The sequence below is a fragment of the Arthrobacter bussei genome, from assembly GCF_009377195.2.
Taxonomy (GTDB): domain Bacteria; phylum Actinomycetota; class Actinomycetes; order Actinomycetales; family Micrococcaceae; genus Arthrobacter_D; species Arthrobacter_D bussei.
The window spans coordinates 770,433-789,958 of record NZ_VJXX01000001.1 but is presented as its reverse complement, the minus strand read 5'-3'; the positions used below and the strand labels follow the sequence as shown (position 1 = coordinate 789,958).

The 19,526-nt window shown below is 68.9% G+C and carries 22 protein-coding genes; 7 read left to right on the top strand and 15 right to left on the bottom strand.

Annotated elements, in window-relative coordinates:
* The first annotated feature begins 70 nt into the window (after positions 1 to 70).
* The 3 genes from FNH21_RS03660 to FNH21_RS03650 all read left to right on the top strand — a co-directional run bounded on the left by FNH21_RS03660 (position 71) and on the right by FNH21_RS03650 (position 2,236).
* A complete protein-coding gene (locus FNH21_RS03660; protein WP_338403140.1) occupies positions 71 to 805 on the top strand; it encodes a class F sortase in 735 nt (244 codons plus the stop codon).
* A gap of 86 nt (positions 806 to 891) precedes the next feature.
* Positions 892 to 1,461 (top strand): RNA polymerase sigma factor, encoded by a 570-nt coding sequence (locus tag FNH21_RS03655; protein ID WP_422108740.1) that lies wholly within the window; start codon positions 892 to 894, stop codon positions 1,459 to 1,461.
* A complete protein-coding gene (locus tag FNH21_RS03650; RefSeq protein WP_152812390.1) occupies positions 1,448 to 2,236 on the top strand; it encodes an anti-sigma factor domain-containing protein in 789 nt (262 codons plus the stop codon). The genes FNH21_RS03655 and FNH21_RS03650 overlap by 14 nt, the downstream gene beginning before the upstream one ends.
* Here FNH21_RS03650 and FNH21_RS17010 read toward each other — a convergent pair.
* Positions 2,233 to 2,889 carry a prepilin peptidase gene (locus tag FNH21_RS17010; protein ID WP_152812388.1) on the bottom strand — a complete coding sequence of 219 codons (657 nt, stop codon included), beginning with the start codon at positions 2,887 to 2,889 and terminating at the stop codon, positions 2,233 to 2,235. The two genes, FNH21_RS03650 and FNH21_RS17010, sit on opposite strands and share 4 nt — an antisense overlap.
* Complete coding sequence (locus FNH21_RS03640; RefSeq protein ID WP_152812387.1) at positions 2,890 to 4,584, bottom strand: sensor histidine kinase; 1,695 nt, start codon at positions 4,582 to 4,584, stop codon at positions 2,890 to 2,892. It lies immediately after the preceding gene.
* A gap of 192 nt (positions 4,585 to 4,776) precedes the next feature.
* Between FNH21_RS03640 and FNH21_RS03635 the strand changes: the two genes are divergently transcribed.
* Positions 4,777 to 5,553 carry a response regulator gene (locus tag FNH21_RS03635; protein ID WP_191931582.1) on the top strand — a complete coding sequence of 259 codons (777 nt, stop codon included), beginning with the start codon at positions 4,777 to 4,779 and terminating at the stop codon, positions 5,551 to 5,553.
* Positions 5,554 to 5,569: 16 nt separating this feature from the next.
* Here the strand turns inward: FNH21_RS03635 and FNH21_RS03630 are convergent, their stop codons facing one another.
* The 9 genes from FNH21_RS03630 to FNH21_RS03590 form a co-directional block, all read right to left on the bottom strand.
* Positions 5,570 to 5,947 carry an Hpt domain-containing protein gene (locus tag FNH21_RS03630; RefSeq protein ID WP_152812383.1) on the bottom strand — a complete coding sequence of 126 codons (378 nt, stop codon included), beginning with the start codon at positions 5,945 to 5,947 and terminating at the stop codon, positions 5,570 to 5,572.
* Positions 5,948 to 6,029: 82 nt separating this feature from the next.
* The gene (locus FNH21_RS03625; protein WP_152812382.1) at positions 6,030 to 6,911 is read right to left on the bottom strand and encodes a type II secretion system F family protein; all 882 of its coding nucleotides are present in this window, start codon (positions 6,909 to 6,911) and stop codon (positions 6,030 to 6,032) included.
* A 25-nt stretch (positions 6,912 to 6,936) separates the two neighbouring features.
* Positions 6,937 to 7,872, bottom strand: coding sequence for a type II secretion system F family protein (locus FNH21_RS03620; RefSeq protein ID WP_206687023.1), 936 nt, complete (start codon positions 7,870 to 7,872; stop codon positions 6,937 to 6,939).
* A 5-nt stretch (positions 7,873 to 7,877) separates the two neighbouring features.
* A complete protein-coding gene (locus FNH21_RS03615; protein ID WP_152812380.1) occupies positions 7,878 to 9,371 on the bottom strand; it encodes a TadA family conjugal transfer-associated ATPase in 1,494 nt (497 codons plus the stop codon).
* On the bottom strand, positions 9,371 to 10,570 hold the full coding sequence (locus tag FNH21_RS03610) for a CpaE/TadZ family protein (RefSeq protein WP_152812378.1): 1,200 nt from the start codon (positions 10,568 to 10,570) through the stop codon (positions 9,371 to 9,373). The genes FNH21_RS03615 and FNH21_RS03610 overlap by 1 nt, the downstream gene beginning before the upstream one ends.
* The gene (cpaB, locus tag FNH21_RS03605) at positions 10,567 to 11,337 is read right to left on the bottom strand and encodes a Flp pilus assembly protein CpaB (protein WP_152812376.1); all 771 of its coding nucleotides are present in this window, start codon (positions 11,335 to 11,337) and stop codon (positions 10,567 to 10,569) included. The genes FNH21_RS03610 and cpaB overlap by 4 nt, the downstream gene beginning before the upstream one ends.
* 10 nt (positions 11,338 to 11,347) lie before the next feature.
* The gene (locus FNH21_RS03600; protein ID WP_152812373.1) at positions 11,348 to 12,265 is read right to left on the bottom strand and encodes a TadE/TadG family type IV pilus assembly protein; all 918 of its coding nucleotides are present in this window, start codon (positions 12,263 to 12,265) and stop codon (positions 11,348 to 11,350) included.
* On the bottom strand, positions 12,253 to 12,633 hold the full coding sequence (locus tag FNH21_RS03595; protein WP_152812371.1) for a TadE/TadG family type IV pilus assembly protein: 381 nt from the start codon (positions 12,631 to 12,633) through the stop codon (positions 12,253 to 12,255). Before FNH21_RS03595 ends, FNH21_RS03600 begins: the two co-directional genes overlap by 13 nt.
* A gap of 112 nt (positions 12,634 to 12,745) precedes the next feature.
* The gene (locus FNH21_RS03590) at positions 12,746 to 12,982 is read right to left on the bottom strand and encodes a Flp family type IVb pilin (RefSeq protein WP_152812369.1); all 237 of its coding nucleotides are present in this window, start codon (positions 12,980 to 12,982) and stop codon (positions 12,746 to 12,748) included.
* A gap of 503 nt (positions 12,983 to 13,485) precedes the next feature.
* Here FNH21_RS03590 and rplM point away from each other — a divergent pair.
* The 3 genes from rplM (at position 13,486) to glmM (ending at position 15,937) form a co-directional block, all read left to right on the top strand.
* Positions 13,486 to 13,929 (top strand): 50S ribosomal protein L13, encoded by a 444-nt coding sequence (rplM, locus tag FNH21_RS03585; protein WP_055768152.1) that lies wholly within the window; start codon positions 13,486 to 13,488, stop codon positions 13,927 to 13,929.
* Positions 13,930 to 13,969: 40 nt separating this feature from the next.
* Positions 13,970 to 14,467, top strand: a complete 498-nt coding sequence (gene rpsI, locus FNH21_RS03580; RefSeq protein ID WP_055768155.1) for a 30S ribosomal protein S9 — start codon at positions 13,970 to 13,972, stop codon at positions 14,465 to 14,467.
* Between the two features lie 111 nt (positions 14,468 to 14,578).
* Complete coding sequence (gene glmM, locus FNH21_RS03575) at positions 14,579 to 15,937, top strand: phosphoglucosamine mutase (protein ID WP_152812367.1); 1,359 nt, start codon at positions 14,579 to 14,581, stop codon at positions 15,935 to 15,937.
* A gap of 126 nt (positions 15,938 to 16,063) precedes the next feature.
* On the opposite strand, the gene FNH21_RS03570 is transcribed toward glmM, so the two are convergent.
* The 4 genes from FNH21_RS03570 to nirD all read right to left on the bottom strand — a co-directional run bounded on the left by FNH21_RS03570 (position 16,064) and on the right by nirD (position 19,321).
* A complete protein-coding gene (locus FNH21_RS03570; protein WP_338403139.1) occupies positions 16,064 to 16,738 on the bottom strand; it encodes a DUF305 domain-containing protein in 675 nt (224 codons plus the stop codon).
* Positions 16,739 to 16,801: 63 nt separating this feature from the next.
* Entirely contained in the window at positions 16,802 to 18,010 is a 1,209-nt protein-coding gene (locus FNH21_RS03565; protein WP_152812365.1) for a cysteine desulfurase-like protein, read from the bottom strand.
* 119 nt (positions 18,011 to 18,129) lie between these two features.
* On the bottom strand, positions 18,130 to 18,930 hold the full coding sequence (locus FNH21_RS03560) for a sirohydrochlorin chelatase (RefSeq protein ID WP_241742714.1): 801 nt from the start codon (positions 18,928 to 18,930) through the stop codon (positions 18,130 to 18,132).
* A gap of 19 nt (positions 18,931 to 18,949) precedes the next feature.
* Positions 18,950 to 19,321, bottom strand: a complete 372-nt coding sequence (gene nirD / locus FNH21_RS03555; RefSeq protein ID WP_152812361.1) for a nitrite reductase small subunit NirD — start codon at positions 19,319 to 19,321, stop codon at positions 18,950 to 18,952.
* Positions 19,322 to 19,526 lie beyond the last annotated feature (205 nt).

The following is a 19,526-nucleotide window of genomic DNA, read 5'->3' as shown; positions in this document are numbered from 1 at the left end:
GACGGGGCGGGGGGCTCCTCCATCCTCCCGCCCCGCCTGGTCGCCCCTTCCTCGACCGAAAGTGAAGTCCGTGACTCGACTGCCCCACCGCACCGCCGTCCTGCTGCTCAGCGCGAGCCTCGGCCTGCTCTCCGCCGGATGCGCACAGACCGCTGCGGCACCCCAGCCCACGCCGTCGTCGACGGTCGGCTCAGCGCAGGATCCTCGTGTCGCGCCAAGATCCGGCGCAGTGCCGGCTCCCGATGGGTCGTTGGACGCAGGAGCAGGGCAGGGCACGTCCGCGCCCGCCGCTGCGATCCCGGGCGGTACGTCGGCAGCAGGCATCACCCTCCGGCCCGCCACCGCAGGGCAGGCGGAGGTCGCTCCTCCTCCCGTCTCCCTGGACATCGAGGGCACGGATATCCAGGTGGACGTGATCGACGTGGGGATCGCGGAGGACGACGAGATGGAGATCCCTACGAGCTTCTACGAGGCCGGCTGGTACCGGTACGGCCCTGCACCGGGCGCCTCGTCGGGCAATGCCGTTCTCGCCGCGCACATCGACATCGGCACGGAGCAGATGCCCTTCGCACGGCTCAAGGACGTCGCGATCGGTACCGAGATCACCGTGGGGCGTGCGGACGCCGAGCCCGTGCGCTACCGGGTCACGGACGTACGCAACGAACCGAAGGCGGCCCTCGACACCGACGAGATCTTCCGGCGCGACGGCGACCACCAGCTCGTCATCGTGACCTGCGGCGGGGAGTGGCTCTCGGACCGCGCGGACTATGAGGATAATGTGGTCCTCACGGCAACGCCGCTCTGAAACGCCCTGCCATCGAGATGTGGACGGGCGCGACGGAGTCGACGCAGGAGGCCGTCGTCCAGCGTCCCCGCCCGAAGGAGAGCACCGTGGCATCCTCAGGTCGAGGGCCGGCCGGGACTCTCGATCTGCAATTCGCGACCGGTGGGGAGGAAGGCCTGGCCCTGGCCTATCGCGCGCATGCGCCGCTGGTGTTCAGCGTGGCCCTCCGCGCCCTCGGGGACCGTCAGGCCGCATCGGACGCGACGCAGGAGGTCTTCATCCGGGCGTGGCGCTTCCGGTCGGGGTTCGACCCCGAGGCCGGAAGCCTTCCCGCCTGGTTGCTCGGCATCAACCGGAATGTGATCGCCGATGCCCTCGCGGCCCGCCGGCGGCGCGAGCGCCTGGACCACCTGGCCACCACCGTGGCCCATCACCGGTCCGCCGGTCCCGGCAGCGAGGTCATGGAGGGGCTGGCGGATCGGGTGGTCCTCGATTCCGAGCTGGAGCTGCTCGGGGAACCCCAGAGATCGATCCTGAAGCTCGCCTTCTACGAAGATCTCACGCACAAGGAGATCGCCGCGCGGCTGCGCCTGCCGCTTGGGACGGTCAAGAGCCACATCCGCCGAAGCCTCACCCACCTACGACGCCGATTGGAGGCCTGGCATGCAGCACCTTGATCCCGAGTCCATCAGCCTGGCCGCCCTGGGGGAGGATCTCGACGAGTCCGCCCGCGCCCACCTCGACGGATGCGACACCTGTGCGATGGAGGTCGACGATCTCCACGAGGTCGTCCGGGTGGCTCGCGCCGGCGATGACGGCCACCTCGACTCGCCGGACCCAGCGGTATGGGCGGGCATACATGCGGAGCTCGGGCTCGGTCCGGCGCACCTCGAGGATCCCCTGACGCGGACGGCGTCGGCGCGCGGAGGGCTCCGGGCCGTCGGGACGGGCCCGGGGCCCGGGGACGTCACGCCGATGAAGGGCCGATCGTTCCGGCGGCCCTTCGGCGTGCGGCACCTGGCGGCCGCGGCGACGGTGGGCGTGCTGGTCGGCGGGGGCGCACTCTGGGCCGTCCAGGTGTTCGCGTCCCCGCCCGCACCGGAGGTCCTCGCCGAGACGGTCCTCGAACCCCTCGACGGATCCACGGCGGAAGGGACGGCGACCGTCGTGTCCGGCGAGGGCGGCGTGCGCTCGCTCGATGTCCGGTCCACGGCCGGCGAGGGCGGCGGATTCGAGGAGGTCTGGCTGATCGCGCCCGAACTCGACCGTATGTACAGCCTGGGCGTCCTGCACGGCGGTGACGGTTCCCTGACGATTCCCGACAGCGTGGACCTGGATGAGTTCCCCATCGTCGATGTCTCGGACGAGCCGCTCGACGGCGATCCCACCCACTCCGGCGTGAGCGTGCTCCGGGGCACGCTGGCGGCCGGATCCGGCCGGCAGCAGGACTAGCCGAGGAGGACGAGCCCGGCGAAGGCCGCGAGGAGCATGCCGGGGCCGAACGGGAACGTGGAGCCGCGGTTACCGCGCCGCAGGACCAGGACGAGGACGCCCGCGAGGCCGCCGAGCAGGAACCCGCCGAGCAGCGTGCACATCCACGCGGTGTAGCCGGCCCACCCGCCATAGAGGCCGAGGACCGCGGCGAGCTTCACGTCGCCCATCCCCATGCCCGCGGGTGAGACGAGCGCCAGCAGAAGGTAGACCGCGAACAGGCCCAGTCCTCCGGCGAGGGCGCCGAGCAGGCTCCACCACGATCCGCTCGCGACAGCGGCCACGAGCAGGATAGCGAGCGTACTGAGGGCGAAGGGCAGGAGGAGAGCGTTCGGCAACAGCTTGGTCCGCGCGTCGATCGCGCCGAGCACCACGGCGAATGTGGCGAACACCGTCACCAGGAGATCGTCCCACCACGCCTCGAGGAGCAGGTTCCCGCAGGCCGCGGAGAGTCCTGCGAGGGCGGCGAGCGGAACCCTGCCCGAGGGCGGGAGCACGGTGCGGGGATCGCGTCCGGCGCGGTCGACGATCACCAGGGTCAGCAGTGAGGCCAGGACTGCGGCGGGAACTGCGGCGAGGACCGCCCCGAGGACCGACGCGTCGAGACCCTGCACCTAGGCGGATTCTTCCATCGAGGGGTGTTGCACCCGACCCACCTCACCGTTGACCGGGAGCGTCACCGTGAAGCGGCTGCCCTTGCCCGGCGAACTCGCGCAGTGGATGGAGCCGCCATGGCTCTCGACGATGGACCGGGTGATGGCGAGACCCAGGCCCGCGCCCGCGATGTCGGCGCGCCGGGCGGACGGGGTGCGGTAGAAACGCGAGAACACCTGCTGGGCCTCCTGCTCCGTCATCCCCATACCGCGGTCCTCGACGTGCAGCGCGATGGCCGACTCCGACTCCTCCGCGTGCACCGTCACCATCCCGCCGTCGGGCGAGTACTTGATGGCGTTGGACAGGAGGTTGTCCAGCACCTGGGAGATCCGCAGCGGGTCGATGAGGGTCCAGAGGGGCTCCTGGACGTCCGACCGCAGCTTCACCCGGTTCTTCTGCGCCCGCAGGCGGTTGGAACGCACACTCATCTCGATGAGCGCCGCGAGATCGACGGGCCGTGGGTGCACCCGGACCTGGTCGCCCGCGGTGGAGAGGAGATCGGCGACGAGGTGCAGCACGCGTTCCGCGTTCCGGCCGGCGACGTCGACGTATCCCCGGAGGTGCGGCGGCAACGGGTGCTCGTCCTCGAGGACGAGCTCGAGGTAGCCGAGGACCGAGGTCAGCGGCGCATGGAACTCGTGCGAGATGTTCGAGATGAAGGCGTCCTTGGCGGTCACGGCCTCGACCAGTTCGGTGACGTCGCTGCAGGCGATCAGTGCGCCGGTGAGCGCACCGTCCGCATTCGTGATCGGCCGCGCGGCTGTCGAGAGCGCACGCTGGGCCTCACCGTCGCCGACCCACACCAGCTGGTCGGCGAAGGTCTCACCCGTCAGGGCGCGGTAGATGGGCCTGCGGTCCACCGGCAGGGGAGTGGTCCGGTCGGCGCCGAAGACCAGGCTGGGCGCTCCGCCGCCGTCGTCGTCGGGCCCTGCCGCGAGCCGGTTGAACAGCTCCTGCTGACGATTGGTCATGGTGGTGGCGCCCTGCGCATCCACGGCGGTGAGACCGACGTCCACCGTGTTCAGGATGGCCGTGAGGACGCGCTCGCGGTCGATGGCGGCACGCAGGAGCTCATTGAGCTCCCGGTCCTTCCGCTCGATCTCGAGTTCCCGGGCCCTGGCGTTCAGGCTCATGATGCGGATGGCCACGCCGATGCAGAGCATCACGATCGGGAGCAGGAGGACGCCCAGGTAGGAGTGTGCGAGGGCAGGATCGAAGGCGCCGAGCAGCGGCCAGGCCGTGATCAGCAGCGACCCCGCGCCCGTCAGGGCGAGGGCCGCCCACGTCGGGAGCGAGGAGCGCATGAGCCAGAGCACGGGGAAGATCGCGAGCACGCCGAGTGCGGGCTGCGACTCCATGGCCCCGGCCCGCACGAGGGCGATCGCCGGGAAGTCGAGGACGGGTACCAGGAGGAGGGTCCCGCGCGGCAGCTCGCGCCACGGTACGACGACGGACGCCGCCAGGAGGACGAGGATCACCGAGAAACCGAGCTCGAACGTCGGGTCCGATACGAGGCCGGGCCGGAGGATGGGACCGGTGATGCCGATGACGAGGATGATCAGCGAGAGGGGGACCTGGCAGAGCACGACCGATCGGTCGACGACCACTTTCGATGCAGCCGCGCGCAACCACACGGCTGAGGCATCCCTAGGCATGCACGGACCAGGGGCAGGGGGAGAACCGCATGTGTGAGACTTTCCGACGCTGAGACCTACGTACTGCTCCCATTATGTAGCCGACTCGGCGTTTTGCAGCAGAACGCGGCACAAAGGGGTGGTCCCGGCAGGCACCTTGGGGTTCATGACGAGTCGACAGAGCCTCAGCGCAGGTCAGACGGGAGGCGCGGAGTGAGCGATCCGGGAGTGGCGGTGGTCATCGAGGACGACGCCGACGTACGGAACCTCGTGGGGGCCGTCCTGCGGCAGTCCGGCTTCGACGTGCACGTGGCGCCCGAGGGGAGGGCCGGCGTGAATCTGGTTCGCGAGCACGAGGCGACGGTGGTGACGGTCGACGTGGGGCTGCCCGACATCGACGGGTACGAGGTCCTGCGGCGGATCCGCAACTTCAGCAACTGCTACGTGGTGATGCTGACCTCGCGCGGGGATGAGCTCGACACGCTCACGGCGCTGCAGTCCGGTGCCGACGACTACCTGACGAAGCCCTTCCGGCCCCGTGAGCTCCGGGCCCGCATCGCCGCCATGCTCCGCCGTCCGCGCGCGGTGCCCGAGGAGCCGTCCACCGCCGTCGCCCCTGCCGCCTCAGCTGTCCAGGCTGCCGCTCCCGCCGCGCCGTCCCCGGTCCTCCAGCACAATGGGCTGGCGCTGAACGCCTCGGCCCGGACCGTCGTCGTCGACGGCCGGGACCTGCTCCTCACGCGGAGCGAGTTCGATCTCCTCCACGAGATGCTCCGCAGCAACGGCGCGGTGCGGACGAAGTCCGACCTGGTGCGGGTGGTGCGCGGCGACTACTACGGCGAGGACACGTACATCAGCGATTCCGACGAGCGTGCCATCGAGGTGCACGTCGGTAACCTGCGGCGGAAGCTCGAGGAGGATCCGAAGAGCCCGCGGTGGCTGCAGACCGTCCGAGGTGTCGGCTACCGGCTGACGCCCGCCCGCGCCTGATCGCCACGCCGGCTCGTCAGGCTGCTGAGAGGTAGCGTTCCTCGAGTTCGCTGATGGTCTCCAGGCCGCACAGCTCGATGGCGGGCAGGGTGCGGCGTGCTGTGTCCAGATCGGCGGAGACGACGGCGACCTCGAAGGTCTCGGCCATGGCGGAGAGACGCGCAGCGCCCACCATCGCCGACGAGTTGCGCAGGCTCAGGGCGGCGTCGAGCGCTGCCGCGAGGTCCCGGTTGCCGATGGACCGCGTGAGGCGCAGGAACCTGTCCTGGAAGCCGGCGATGTAGTCACGGGCGAAGGCGCGCGCAGGCCGGGGATCGTTGAGCTGGCTCTCGAGGAGGGAGAGGACGGCGAGGTCCACGATGGGGAGGACCTTCAGGGCGGCATTCACTGGCACCCCGTCAGGCTACGGCCACTGTCTGACCATCTGCAGGGCATTCGCTGATACTGAGCGATAACTGCGCCGTTCCTTGAGCATGTCACCCGCTGAGCGTGGTGACGACATTGATGGCTGCCGGTCCGAGCAGTGCGATGAACAGCACCGGCATGATGCACACCATGAGAGGGAACAGGACCTTCACCGGTATCTGCATCGCCTTCTCCTCGGCGCGCTGGCGGCGGCGGATGCGCATCTCGCTGGCTTGCGTGCGGAGCACCGCGGTAATCGAGATCCCGTACTTGTCCGCCTGCAGGATGGCGTTGACGAAACGGCGCAGATCCGGCGCGGATGTCCTGTGCGACAAAGCCAGGTAGGCCTCACGCCGTGACATGCCCAGCTGCATGTCCTGGAGCGTGCGGACCAGTTCCGCAGCCAGCGGGCCCTTTCCGTTCTGCCCGGTCCTCGCCATGGCGCTGTCGAAGCCCAACCCGGCCTCCACGGCGATCGTCATCTGGTCCAGGGTGTCCGGGAGCTCCTGACCGATCTGCACCTGGCGTTCATTGCCCTTGCTGTAGATGAGCAGATCGGGGACGAAATAGGCCACGACGACCACGAAGAGCGCGAGGACCGTGGTGCGTGGGCCGGGGCTCGCGTTGACGAGGAGCGTCGCGGTCAGGGCGGCACCCAGTGCGGCCAGGATCTTCGCGACGATGAGACGCCTCAGGGGCCAGGCAGCGGGCCGGCCGGCGAGCGCCAGCCGCCGCTCGAGATTCGCGGTCAGGCGCGCCGGGGTGAACCGCTCCGCCGAGGCTGACAAGCGGCCGGCCGACCGCGGGGGACGCCGGCCTTCCTCCCTGACGCCGCTCCGGAGATGCTTCCGGATGGCTGCCCGGTGGGGCGTCCGAGACGCTATCAGCAGCCAGGTGCCCAGTGCGAGGCCGAGGAAGATCGACGATGCGCCGAGGACGATGAGGGGATCCATGGTTCCTCCTTCCTGCCGGCTCCTCCTAGAAGGAGAAGCTGACGACTTTCTTGAGCCATACGCCGCCGACGGTCAGCATGATGATGGACACGACGATCATCAGGAGCCCGAGTGGATGTTCGAACATCGGATCCATGTAGCCGGGGCTCACGACGATGAGGATCCCTGACAGGGCGAACGGGAGGGCCATGAGGATGAGTGCCGAGATCTTGCCCTCGGCACTCAGGGCCTTGACCTGTCCCCGCACCTGATTGCGTTCCCTGATGGTGTGCCCCACCTGGTCGAGGACGTCGGCCAGGTTCCCGCCGACCTCACGGTGGATGGCGATCGCCTGGGCCACCCAGGAGAAGTCGAGTGACCGCATCCGTGCTGAGGCGTCCTCGAGGGCCTCGCCGAGATCACGCCCCAACCTCGTCTCGTTGATGATCCGCGTGAATTCCTCGGACGTAGGGGCTTCGGATTCGTCGGCGGCGGCATCGATGGCCCGCAGGAGGCTGTGTCCTGCACGGAGCCCGCCGGCCAGGAGCTGCAGCGTCTCGTCGAGCTGGTCCGCGAACCGGCTGCGTCGACGACCGGAGAGGACCTGGAGGAGCACACGGACGGCAAGGGGGGACGCGATGCAGACGACGACCGCGAGGAACGGATTGGTCAGGATCAGGGTGACAAGTCCGGCAAGAGTCGTTCCGACCACGGCAAAGACGATGAACTCCGCGGGTTTCGCCTTCAACCCGGCCTGCTCGAGGGAGGTTGCAAGGGAGACGGAGAGATTCCGGCGACGCAGGAGACCGGCGATCCGGTCCGTGATGAGCTGCCCGAAACCTGCCGAGGGCGTCCCTGCGACGCGGAAGGGCGCGTCCTTCCGCGTGAGCAGGTTGGTCGGCCGGGGACCGAGCATGATCAGCCAACCGGCGAGCCCGATCGATCCGTACATCATGAACATGCCGAGAGCCAGGGTCGTCATGGCTGCTACCGGACCTTCCCGACGGGGACGGCGCCGAACACCGCGGGGGACAACTCGATGCCCAGGTCACGGAACCTGTCGGTGAAGCGTGGGCGCACCCCCGTTGCGACAGGCTTCCCCAGGAAACGCCCGTCTGCGTCGACGCCCGCGCTGTAGTCGAACACGAAAGCGTCCTGCAAGGTGACGATCTCGCCCTCCATGCCCTGGACCTCGGTGACGTGCGTGACCCGTCGGGTGCCGTCCCTGAGGCGCGTCAGCTGGACGATGACGTCCACCGCCGAGGCGATCTGCTCGCGCACCGCCCGCAACGGAAGATCCATGCCCGCCATGAGGACGAGTGTCTCGAGCCGAGCGACGGCGTCGCGGGGCGAGTTGGAGTGGACCGTCGAGAGGGATCCGTCATGGCCGGTATTCATCGCCTGCAGCATGTCGAGGGTCTCCCCACCCCGCACCTCGCCCACGACGATGCGGTCGGGGCGCATGCGGAGCGAGTTGCGGACCAGGTCGCGGATGGTGATCTCGCCCTTGCCCTCGATGTTGCTCGGGCGGCTCTCGAGGCGGACGACATGCTCCTGCTGCAGTTGGAGTTCCACGGCGTCCTCGATCGTCACGATGCGCTCGCCGGCGGGGATGAAGGACGACAGCACGTTGAGCAGGGTCGTTTTGCCGGTGCCTGTGCCGCCAGAGACGATGATGTTGAGCCGCGCCTCGACGCATGCATGCAGCAGCTCGGCCATCTCGGGGCTGAGAGTACCGAAGCCGATGAGATCGCTGACCTGGAAAGGATCGGTCGCGAACTTGCGGATGGTGAGGGAGGACCCGTTGACGGCGAGAGGGGGTACGACGGCGTTCACCCGTGACCCGTCCGCGAGCCTGGCGTCCACGAGGGGTGACGATTCGTCGATGCGGCGCCCTACCCGCGCGACGATGCGTTCGATCACCTTGCGGAGGTGTGATTCCGATGCGAATCGCACAGGGCTGCGCTGCAGTTTCCCCTTCTGTTCCACGTAGATCATGTCCGGTCCGTTCACCATGATCTCGGTCACGGTCTCGTCATCGAGCAGTTGCTGCAGCGGCCCGTACCCGAGGACGTCGTCACTCACGCCGCGGATGAGCCGCTGCCGTTCCTCACGGGAGAGGGGCACTTCCTCGGCAGCGACGACGTCGACGAGTTCCTCCTGCACGAGGGCGTGCAGTTGCTCCTCGGTGAGGTTCGTGTCGAGCAGCCTCGATCCCAGGCGCTCGAAGAGGATCGTGCCGGCCCGATCCTTCAGCTTGGCCAGCGCGTCCTGGGCGGGTACTGCTTCGAGCTGCGGCTGCGGCGTCTTCTGCAACCGCGACGGCCCGGCAACCCTCTGGTCGGGCGACGGCGTGCGGCGCGCTTGCTCGCCGGCACCGGAGGATCGTGCGGGCGCGACGGGATCAGCAGGGGACGGTGGCGCCGGAACCGGTGCTGTCCCGGGTCCACGGGCTGCTTCGAGACGTTGCGCGAGATTCATCAGGTGCCGACCCGATGCCTGGCGCCGTGCCTGCGCACGACGGCGGGAGGACTGGAGAAGCGCTGGACGAGGGACCGCATGGCTCGCGCGGCGGCGTCCTTGCTCCGGCCCTGCAGGAGGGGCACGCCCTGGTTGGTGGACAGCCTGACCGCCCGCGACGACGGGACGACGCAGTCCACGTCGACGCCGAGCGCAGCGCGCGCGTCCTTCACGGTGACGCCGTCACGAGGATTGACGTTGTTGAGGACCATGTGGCGGGTGGAGGGGATCATCTGCAGTTCGTTGAGCACATCGATCTCCTTGCGCATGCCTCGGATGCTGGGCACGTCGATGCCGCTGACGAGGACGACGTCCGTCGCCTCGTCGAGGGCGGCCAGTGTGTGGTCCGACAGGCCTGGCGAGGTGTCGACGACGACGAAGCGGTATTCGCCGGCCAGTTGGGTGAGCAGGTGCGAGATGTGGTCGGCGGTGAGCGACTCCGCTGCGTCGGGCTGCGGCGGAGCGCACAGCGCGTAGAGATCGGTCGGGTGTGCGCTGAGGAAGGATTTCAGGACCATGGTGTCCTGGCGTGCGGGGCCGTGCACGGCGTCGTGCACGGAATGCTCGGGAACCAGGGAGAGAGCGGTCGCGACATCGCCGAACTGGAAGTCGAGATCGACGAGAACGACGCCGTGCGGCACCTGCTGGGCCAGGCCGACGGAGATGTTGGTCGCGAGGGTCGTCTTGCCGACACCCCCCTTGGGGGAGGCGACGACGATCACCCGCCCGCGGGACGAAGTGGCCCTCGCTTGCGGATCGAGTGCCGTGCGGCGTGTCTGGGTACTCCTCACGGCCCGGTGCAGGAAGACCCCGATCTCGGCGGGCCCGCTGTCGGGTTCGACGACGTCACGGATCCCCGCGCGGATGGCCGCGAGAAGGACCTCGGGCGTGGGTGGTGCCACGAGCAGCACGGCGACATCGGGCCGCTGCGTCTCGAACTCGCCGGCCAGCCGGTACGCCTGGTCCAGGGGCACTCCCGGCCCGAGGACCAGGACGTCCAGGAATGCGGGGTGCGCGAGCTGGGCGATCACCTCGTGGGGATCCCGGGGGAACTGGGTGCCGGCCCAGGCATGGACCTCGCCGGAGAGGACCCCTGTGGCGACGAGGGCGAGGCGGTCCGCGAACGACGGATCGGTGGTGACGACGACGTAACGACTCATTGATGCACGTTCTCCCTGGTGATCTGCTGCGTGCCGTCCTCGACGGCGTCCTCCGGTTCGAGGGAGAGCCAGATGGTGCCGAACTCCTGTCCCCACACCACCTTTTCCGCTTCTGCGCTGGTGAGGGCCAGCGTGAACATGAGCGCGTTGGAGGGCAGGGCGTCAGTCGGCGCTGCGGGCTCCTCCGCCGCCGGCTCCGGAGCGGCGTCCTCACTGGTGCGGGGCGACGAACCGCCCTGGATGTCCGTGATGAGCACCTTGTGCAGGGTCAGATGGGTCAAGCCTGGCGCTGGCTCCGTCTTGTTGCCGACCGAGATGAACACACCGACCCTGTCTCCCGCAGTCAATTTCCCGCCGACCGTCCGTTCGGCGTCAAGGCTGATCGACAGCTCTTGGTACCCAACCGGTAGCTCGACGACGGGTGACTCTGCCTCTGCGTCCGCCTCTTCAGGGGGAGCGAAACGCGTGGACAGGAGCTGCTCCCCGGGGACGAGATCGACGGTCGTGACCTGCCCGGCGAGCGACGCCGTGTCCACGACGACGCCCTCGGCGATGGCTTTGGCGGGAAGCTCCTGCTGCTCGACGGAGAGGAGCGCGACGTCGGACGTGGTTCCGGCAGGCACCGCCTCGGTCACCACGAGCACGGCCGTCGTCTCGACGCCGGCCCAAGCGCGCTCCTCCGCCCCGCTGACGTAGGTCATCATCAGCCAGGTTCCGAGGACGGCCAGCAGTACTGCTGCGCCGGCTCCGAGTACACGGGATCTCACGGTACTGCTCCTAAAGATTCAGGCTGACGAAGAATGCGTTGTACGACTCGCCGCCGAGCTCCTCGACACCGTAGGACTGGAGATCCGCCAGTGACACGAGGGTGATGAACGTGCCGCGGATCCCCGTGCACCTGTTGCAACCGGAAACCGTCAGCTGGTCGCTCGGCCAGCTGTGCGCGGTGACCTTGAAGGCTGCGAAACCACTGATGGTGTAGTAGACGTTGTTGCCCTGTTCGGCCCGGGAGTCGTAGACAGGCAGGAGGATCGTCTTCCCGTCGACGTCGCAATCGGGCCCGCTCTTGCCGGGCTCACCCGTGATGATCTGGTCGACGTCGACCGTGGCCTGGCAGCTCTTCTTGCTGGTCTCGTCCAGCCAGCCGAAAGCACCCGGCAGCCTCTTCGTGGGCGGACCGCAGGAGGTGGTGCTCGTGATCCACAGCTCGGTGTTCTGCGCTGCCTCCGTGAAGACGCATTCGGGCGCGGTGAAGGGGAAGACCGTCGCGCGGGACGGGCTGCCCCAGGACGCTTTCGACTTCGCCGCGACGGCCGTCAAATCGATGCCGATGATGGGCGCGAACCAGTGCTTGACCGCCGGATTCCCTGTGGCGTCCAACGCCCGGGTGGTGACGCTGATGGTGTTCCCGGTGCGGGTCGCCTCGGCCCTGGCGCTGCCGTCATTGCTGTTGGCCCGGGCGTACTTCGTGGCTTCGGACGCGAGGTCCGGACACGTACCGGCGGCACACTGCTGGGCGATGGCCAGGGCAGCGGCATCAGCCCCGTTCTGGAGCTGATTGCGTTCGAAGTAGACCATCCCGACATCGACGACGATGGCGGTGATGCCGAGAAGGACGACCATGAGCAGGGCGGTCATGACCGCAACAGCCCCGTGCTCCTGGTCCGCCAGCCGTCGTCCTGTCAGCCGCCGCATCGCATGACCGCCTTGGCCTGCAGGGGAATCGTCTTGACGAACAAGCCGGAGATGAGGCTGACCGAGTAGGTGATGGTCACGGTTGCATCGGGCGTGCCGCTGCAGGGCGTCGCCGGGATGAGGATGTTGCTGTCGGCGAGGGCGGGGTTAAGGTTGGGCGCGGCCAGCTTGGCCGTCGAGATGGCAGGATCGCGCTGCTTCTGGATGGCGAGTACGCGCACCGATTCCCTGGCCGCCGACGTGAGTTGCAGCTGTGCGTTGAACACGCGACCGAATTCCACGATGCCCAGGAGCAGGACGAGCAGCAGCGGGACAACCAGAGCGAACTCGACTGCTGACGCTCCTCGCTCGCCTCGTAGTCGCAGCATGCAGGATTCTCCGATTGAAAGTGGTTCGTGCAGACCGGCTGCCTGGCACTGAGCGCAGGGCGAGGGGTGGGAGTGCGTCAGGATCGGCGCACTCCCACGAACTACGCTTGAACTAGCCTGCGGCCGGCGCAGCAGGCGCCGCGGGGACGATGTTCAGCTTCGTGCCCAGTCCGTTGAAGAAGGTGTTGAGCTGGCCGCCGAAGAGGGTGACACCAGCGATGAGGACGACAGCGATGAGCCCGACCATCAGGGCGTACTCGACGGCCGTGGCGCCCGTCTGCTCGCTGCTGAGACGGTGACGGGCTGCTGCGACGAAGGTGGCGAAGGATGCGGCGACGTGATCGAACATGGTGGGACTCCTGAGGGGGACGGTGCGGCTGGCCCAGCGCCAGCACTGCCAGAAAAGTAGCAACGTGACGCCGGGAGAAACCGGATCTGCCCTGATCCTGAGTGAACGCTCGCAAAGCTGCACTGCTCCTGAGCAGAACCTGCGCTCGCGCTGCCCAAACGTCGTCGTCCGCCTCGAGGGAGCCCGGCGCGGCAGCCCGGCCCATCGCCTCCCGCTTCCCAGGCCGGCACCGAGGGCCGGCGCACCCGCTGTTTTGCCTATGGGAGCAGGGCGCGCTAATCTTGGTAGTCGTTGTGCGTATCCCTGCTCGATACGTCTGCGCCCTCCGGAGCGGTTCAGTTGCAGAACCACCTGGCCCGGGGGCGGAGCCGAGCTGTACGGGATGACTGGTCGTATTTCAGCCCTCACCTGAAGTTCCGGTAGCGCATGAATAAGCTGAGCCCTCGGGCACGGAGCACTCCGTGGATGTGGGCGACACCGAAATAGAAACGAAGGCCATAACCGTGCGTACGTACACCCCGAAGCCAGGCGATATCTCCCGCCAGTGGCACGTAATCGATGCAACCGACGTTGTGCTCGGCCGCCTCGCCAGCCAGACAGCCATCCTGCTGCGCGGAAAGCACAAGGCGACGTTCGCCCCCCACATGGACATGGGCGACTTCGTCATCATCATCAACGCCGAGAAGGTGGCCCTCACCGGCTCCAAGCTCGAGCAGAAGCGCGCCTACCGCCACTCGGGCTACCCGGGCGGCCTGAAGTCGACCAGCTACGTCGAGCTCCTGGACAAGAACCCGGAGCGCGCGGTCGAGAAGGCCATCCGCGGCATGCTCCCCAAGAACTCACTCGCCGCCCAGCAGATCGGCAAGCTGAAGGTCTACCGCGGCGCGGAGCACCCCCACGCTGCACAGCAGCCCACCACGTACGAAATCACCCAGGTCGCCCAGTAGTCCTGGCCACCAACACTAAGAAATCACTTCAAGGAGAACCGTGGCTCAGAACACTGAAGAGCTGAACGAACCGACTGAGGAGCTCACGAGCTACACCTCAGAGTCCACCGAAGGCAGCGAGACCGCCGTCAAGGAGCGCCCCGCCCTGACCGTCGGCGGCGGAGCCGTCGGACGCCGCAAGGAAGCTGTCGCCCGCGTGCGGCTCGTCCCCGGCACCGGCAAGTGGATCGTCAACGGGCGCGAGCTTGCCGACTACTTCCCGAACAAGCTGCACCAGCAGGAAGTCAACGACCCCTTCAAGCTCCTCGAGCTCGACGGCGCGTACGACGTCATCGCCCGCATCCACGGTGGTGGCCCCTCGGGCCAGGCCGGTGCACTGCGTCTCGGTGTCGCTCGCACGCTGAACGAGATCGACCGCGAGAACAACCGCCCCGCCTTGAAGAAGGCAGGCTTCCTGACTCGTGACGCCCGCGTCATCGAGCGCAAGAAGGCCGGTCTCAAGAAGGCCCGCAAGGCGCCCCAGTACTCCAAGCGCTGATCCTTTCACCGCGTTTCGATGCCCGTCCGGGCCTTCCGGACGGGCATCGTGCTTTAACCTGATGGAGGCCCACCTGAGCGGTCTCGAGTTCCTCACCTAGGATGATCAACGATGAGCAAGTTATTCGGCACCGATGGCGTGCGAGGTCTGGCCAATGGCCTGATCACCGCCGAACTGTCCCTGCAGCTGGCGCAGGCCGCCGCCGTCGTCCTCGGCCACAACGCGGTCGACGGCGGTCGCCGGCCCACCGCTGTGATCGCCCGGGACCCCCGCATCAGCGGTGAGTTCATCGCGGCCGCCGTCGAAGCCGGTCTCGCGAGTTCCGGTGTCGACGTGTACGACGCCGGAGTGCTTCCGACGCCGGCCGCCGCGTTCCTCGTCGCGGACCTGGACGCCGACTTCGGCGTCATGATCTCCGCCTCGCACAACCCTGCCCCGGACAACGGCATCAAGTTCCTGGCCCGCGGCGGCAAGAAGCTCAGCGACGCGCTCGAGGACGCCATCGAGGCGGAGATGGCCAACGAGACCCGCCGCCCCGTCGCCGGCGACGTGGGACGCATCCAGCGGTTCGCCGATGCCGAGGACCGCTACGTGGTACACCTCCTCCAGACCCTCCCGCACCGCCTCGACGGACTGACCGTGGTGCTCGACTGTGCACACGGTGCTGCGAGCGGCTGCTCGCCCGAGGTGTTCCGGAACGCGGGCGCCGAGATCGTGGTCATCGGCGCGGATCCCGACGGCGTCAACATCAACGACGGCTACGGCTCCACCCACCTCGAGAAGCTGCAGGCCGCCGTCCTGGAGCACGGTGCCGACCTCGGGATCGCCCACGACGGCGACGCCGACCGGTGCCTCGCCGTCGACCACGAGGGCAGCATCGTTGACGGCGACGAGATCATGGCCGTCATGGCGCTGGCCATGCGGGACGCCGGGAAGCTCCGCGACGACACCCTCGTGGCCACGGTCATGAGCAATCTCGGCCTCAAGATCGCGCTCCGCGAGGCCGGCATCACCCTCAAGGAGACCGGGGTCGGGGACCGCTACGTCCTCGAGGGGATGCGCGACGGCGACTACAGCCTCGGCGGCGAACAGTCCGGCCACGTGATCTTCGCCGAGTACGCGACGACGGGCGACGGTGTCCTCACAGGTCTGCAGCTCGCGGCGCGGATGGCCGGCACGGGCAAGACGCTCAAGGAACTCGCCGCCGTCATGACCAAGCTCCCGCAGGTGCTCATCAACGTCAAGGGCGTGGACCGAACGGCGGCCACCTCCGACGAGGGCGTCCAGGACGCGGTGCGCGAGGCCGAAGCGGTGCTGGGGGAGACGGGACGGGTCCTGCTGCGCCCCTCCGGCACGGAGCCGGTGGTGCGCGTCATGGTCGAGGCCGCGGACACGGACACCGCGCAGCGCATCGCCGAGGATCTCGCCGCGACCGTACAGGAGCGCCTGTCCCTCGAACCCGTTGCGTAGCAGCGGCACGCCACCCGTGCGCCCGCAGGCACAGAGGGTCGAAAGCACGGCTGCCGCCCGGGACGGACTGACCTGATGCTCCCCGGCCGGCGCCGGTCGGCGTATCGGCGGGCGCCGGCCAGGGGACTACCGGGCGGCTAGGAGCTGCTCCATCTCGTCGATCTCGGCCTGCTGGGTCTTGACGATGGTTGCGGTGAGTTCGAGAGCCTCGGGGTTCCGGCCGTCGTCGATCTGGTTCTGCGCCATCCCGATCGCGCCCTCGTGATGGGCCGTCATGGACTCGAGGAAGAGGCACGACGCGTCAGGACCTTCAGCAGAAGCGAGCTCGGCCATCCGGTCCTCGCTCATCATGCCGTTCATGGTCGCCGAGCCACCCATGTCACCCACGTCGTGGCCTTCCATGCCGTCCTCGGGATCCAGCGGCTCGCCCCATGCGTCGAGCCACCCGGTCATCGTCTCGGCCTCGGGGCCCTGGGCGTTCCTGATCGTGGTCGCGAGCCCGGTGACCTGCGGGTCGATGCCGTCCTTCGCGAGGATCATCCCGCTCATCTCCACCGCCTGCAGGTGATGCGGGATCATCATCTGCGCGAACATCACGTCCGCGCCGTTGTGCTCGGCCGAGGGCCCGTCAGACGCACCCGACGAAGCTGCGGTGCCGGACCGGGCGGTAGGGGCGGCAGCGGGGGAACTCTCCTGCCCCATGTCCATCCCCTCCATGTCTCCGCCGGAGGAGGAACCGCAGGCGGACAGGGTGATCAGGGCGGTCAGGCACAGGGCTGTAAGGGGGAGGGAACGCTTCACGATGGTCGGATCCTTCGATGGTCACGGGAATGGACGATGGCCCGAGCCGCCTCGGGACTTTGGCTACCGGGCGACGAAGCCGCCGAGCGCGGCCAGGAGGCGGTCCACGTCGTCGTCGTCGTTGTAGGGCGCCACGCCGATGCGCAGTGCGGCGCTGTCCTCGAGATCCAGCCGGCGGAAGGCCTCGTAGGCGTAGAAGGACCCTGCCGGCGCGAGGATGTCCTGATCCGCAAGGTACCGGTAGGCGTCCGCGGAGGACCGGCCCGGGAAGGTCACCAGCAGCGTCGGCGTCCGTTCCCGGGCTCGGCTGTGCAGCGTGACGGGGTCGCCGAGATCGGCCAGCCCTGCCTCCAGGCGGTGTCGCAGCGTGAGTTCGTGCTGGTCGAGCACCTGGGCGGAGGCGAGGAGGCGCGCACGACGCCCGGTCGCCGTGCCCGGCGCGATCGCGGCGAGGAAATCGACGGTGGCCGTGACCCCGGCCATGATCTCGTACGGGAGGGTGCCGAACTCGAACCGCTCGGGCACCTCGTTCGTGGAGGGCAGCAGCTTGTCCGGCTGCAGCGACTCCAGCAGCTCCGGGTCGGCCACCAGGACACCGCAGTGGGGCCCGAGGAACTTGTAGGGCGAACAGGCGAAGAAGTCGGCTCCCAGCTCCTGCACGTCGACCGGGGCATGAGCGGTGTAGTGCACGCCGTCGACATAGACCAGTGCGCCGACCGCGTGCGCGGCATCCGCGATGCGGCGCAACGGCGGTTTGGTGCCAAGGAGGTTCGACGCGGCGGTGACCGCCACGAGTCTGGTGCGCTCGGTGATCGTGGCTGCGACGGATGCTTCGTCGATCTCCGTGGTCCCCGGATCGAACTCGATCCACCGCACGGTGGCGCCGACAGCCTCGGCGGCCTGCAGCCATGGGCGGATGTTCGAGTCATGGTCCAGGCGCGACACGACGACCTCGTCACCCGGCCCCCAGGACTTGGCGAGGTGGCGGGAGAAGTCGTAGGCGAGCTGCGTGGCGCTCCGCCCGTACACGACGCCGCGGGGATGGGCGCCGAGCAGGTCGGCCATCGCCTGCCGGAATCCGCCGACCGCTGCGTCGGCGTTGGTCTCCGAGAGCACCCCGGAGCCGCGGTTGGACAGCGGCCCGGTGATGGCCCCGGCCATCGCCGCTCCCACGGCGGCGGGGGCCTGCGTTCCGCCCGGCCCGTCGAAGAAGGCGATGTCGGTGAGCAGGGCGGGGAAGTGCGCACGGAACGCGGCGATGTCGAGGTTCATCCCAACACTGTGTCAGGTGGGGGCCGGTGCGGGAAGGAGGGCGGGGTGGCGTGGCTGATGCCGGTGGTGATTCCTCGGACGCACCCGTGCCCGGAGGAGCTTCGGACGGCTCCGCGGTGTCAGACGGTCTGCAGCGCCTCGCTGCGCACGCAGGTCGAGACCAGCGCGCGGCAGGGACGCGGACAGGGCGTCGTCGCGCGGACCGGACCGGGGAGGTGCGCGACGGCGTCGTCGTACCGCGCCACCGCGAGCTCGGCGACGAGGGGACTGGGCAGCAGGGGAGCGGTGACGACGTCGGCCTGTGCCCGGGCCAGCTGGTCGTGGAAGTATCCGGGAGCCAGGAGGTAGGAGGCGAGCGCCACGCGCTCCCACCCGGCCGAGCGGAACGCGGCGACCGCCGCCGGGACGGACGGCGAGGCCTTCGACCCGAAACCGGCGTTCACCGGCCCGGTCCGGAGGCCGGCGAGGACCGCGAGCACCTCGCCCACGTCCTCAGCCGCGCAGGCATCCGAGGATCCGGCGGCAGCGAGGACCACGGCGGCATCGTCGGGCACCCCCGCGTCGGCGCGCCGCTCCTGCAGGACCCGGGCCAGGCGAGGATCCGGGCCCAGCGGCAGGGCGGCGACCGTTCCCGGCCTGCCGGCGGCCGCCCGCGCGATGTCCACCTTCACGTGGTAGCCGACCGAGAGGAGCAGGGGGACGATGACGGCGGACCGCCCCTCGGGGAGCGCGGCGATGACGTCCACGAGGTCGGGCTCCTGCACGTCCACGTAGGCCTCGACGACGTCGAGGTCCGGTCGGAGGGCGGAGATGCCCGCGCGGACGGCATCGATCTCGCGGCGCCCCTGCACATTGTCCGTCCCGTGCGAGCAGGCGATGAGGACCGGCGGACCTGCGGCGTCGAGGATCATGGGTGACATTCAAGCATCCGGCCCGGCATCACGTGGCCTGGCCGACCTCGACGACGCCGTCGACGCTCCGGACGGGATAGGTCGGGAGGCCCTCGCCGCCCGAGAGGCAGGCGCCGGTCGCGAGGTCGTACACCTCCTTGTGCAGCGGCGAGGCGATGGTGGGTGCTGCGCCTCGGGACCCGACGATTCCCCGGGCCATCACGGCCGCGCGGGTCCGGGGGTCGATGTTGCCGACGGCGTGCAGCTTGTCGCCGGGCAGCCGGAACAGGGCAATCTGTTCGCCGTCCACCAGGGCGGCCTCGCCCCAGCACTCCTCGAGGTCGTCGAGGCGGCACACCGGACGCCAGATGGGCTCCGTGGTTCCCGCGTTCACGGGACGCTGCAGGACGAGTTCGGTCATGTCGGTTCTCCTGTCGGGCAGAGGTCGGGCAGAGGTCGGGCTGCCTCCCACGCTAGGCACCCCGCGTGTCGGGCTCGTCCCGCCGCTGTTGCACGCGGGTAACTTCGGGCTCACCGCGGCCGGGCTACCGCGTGAGCCGGAAGTTAACGTTGCGACACATCGGTGACACACGGGAGAAATTGCCCGTTCGTACTGTGGGAGCCAA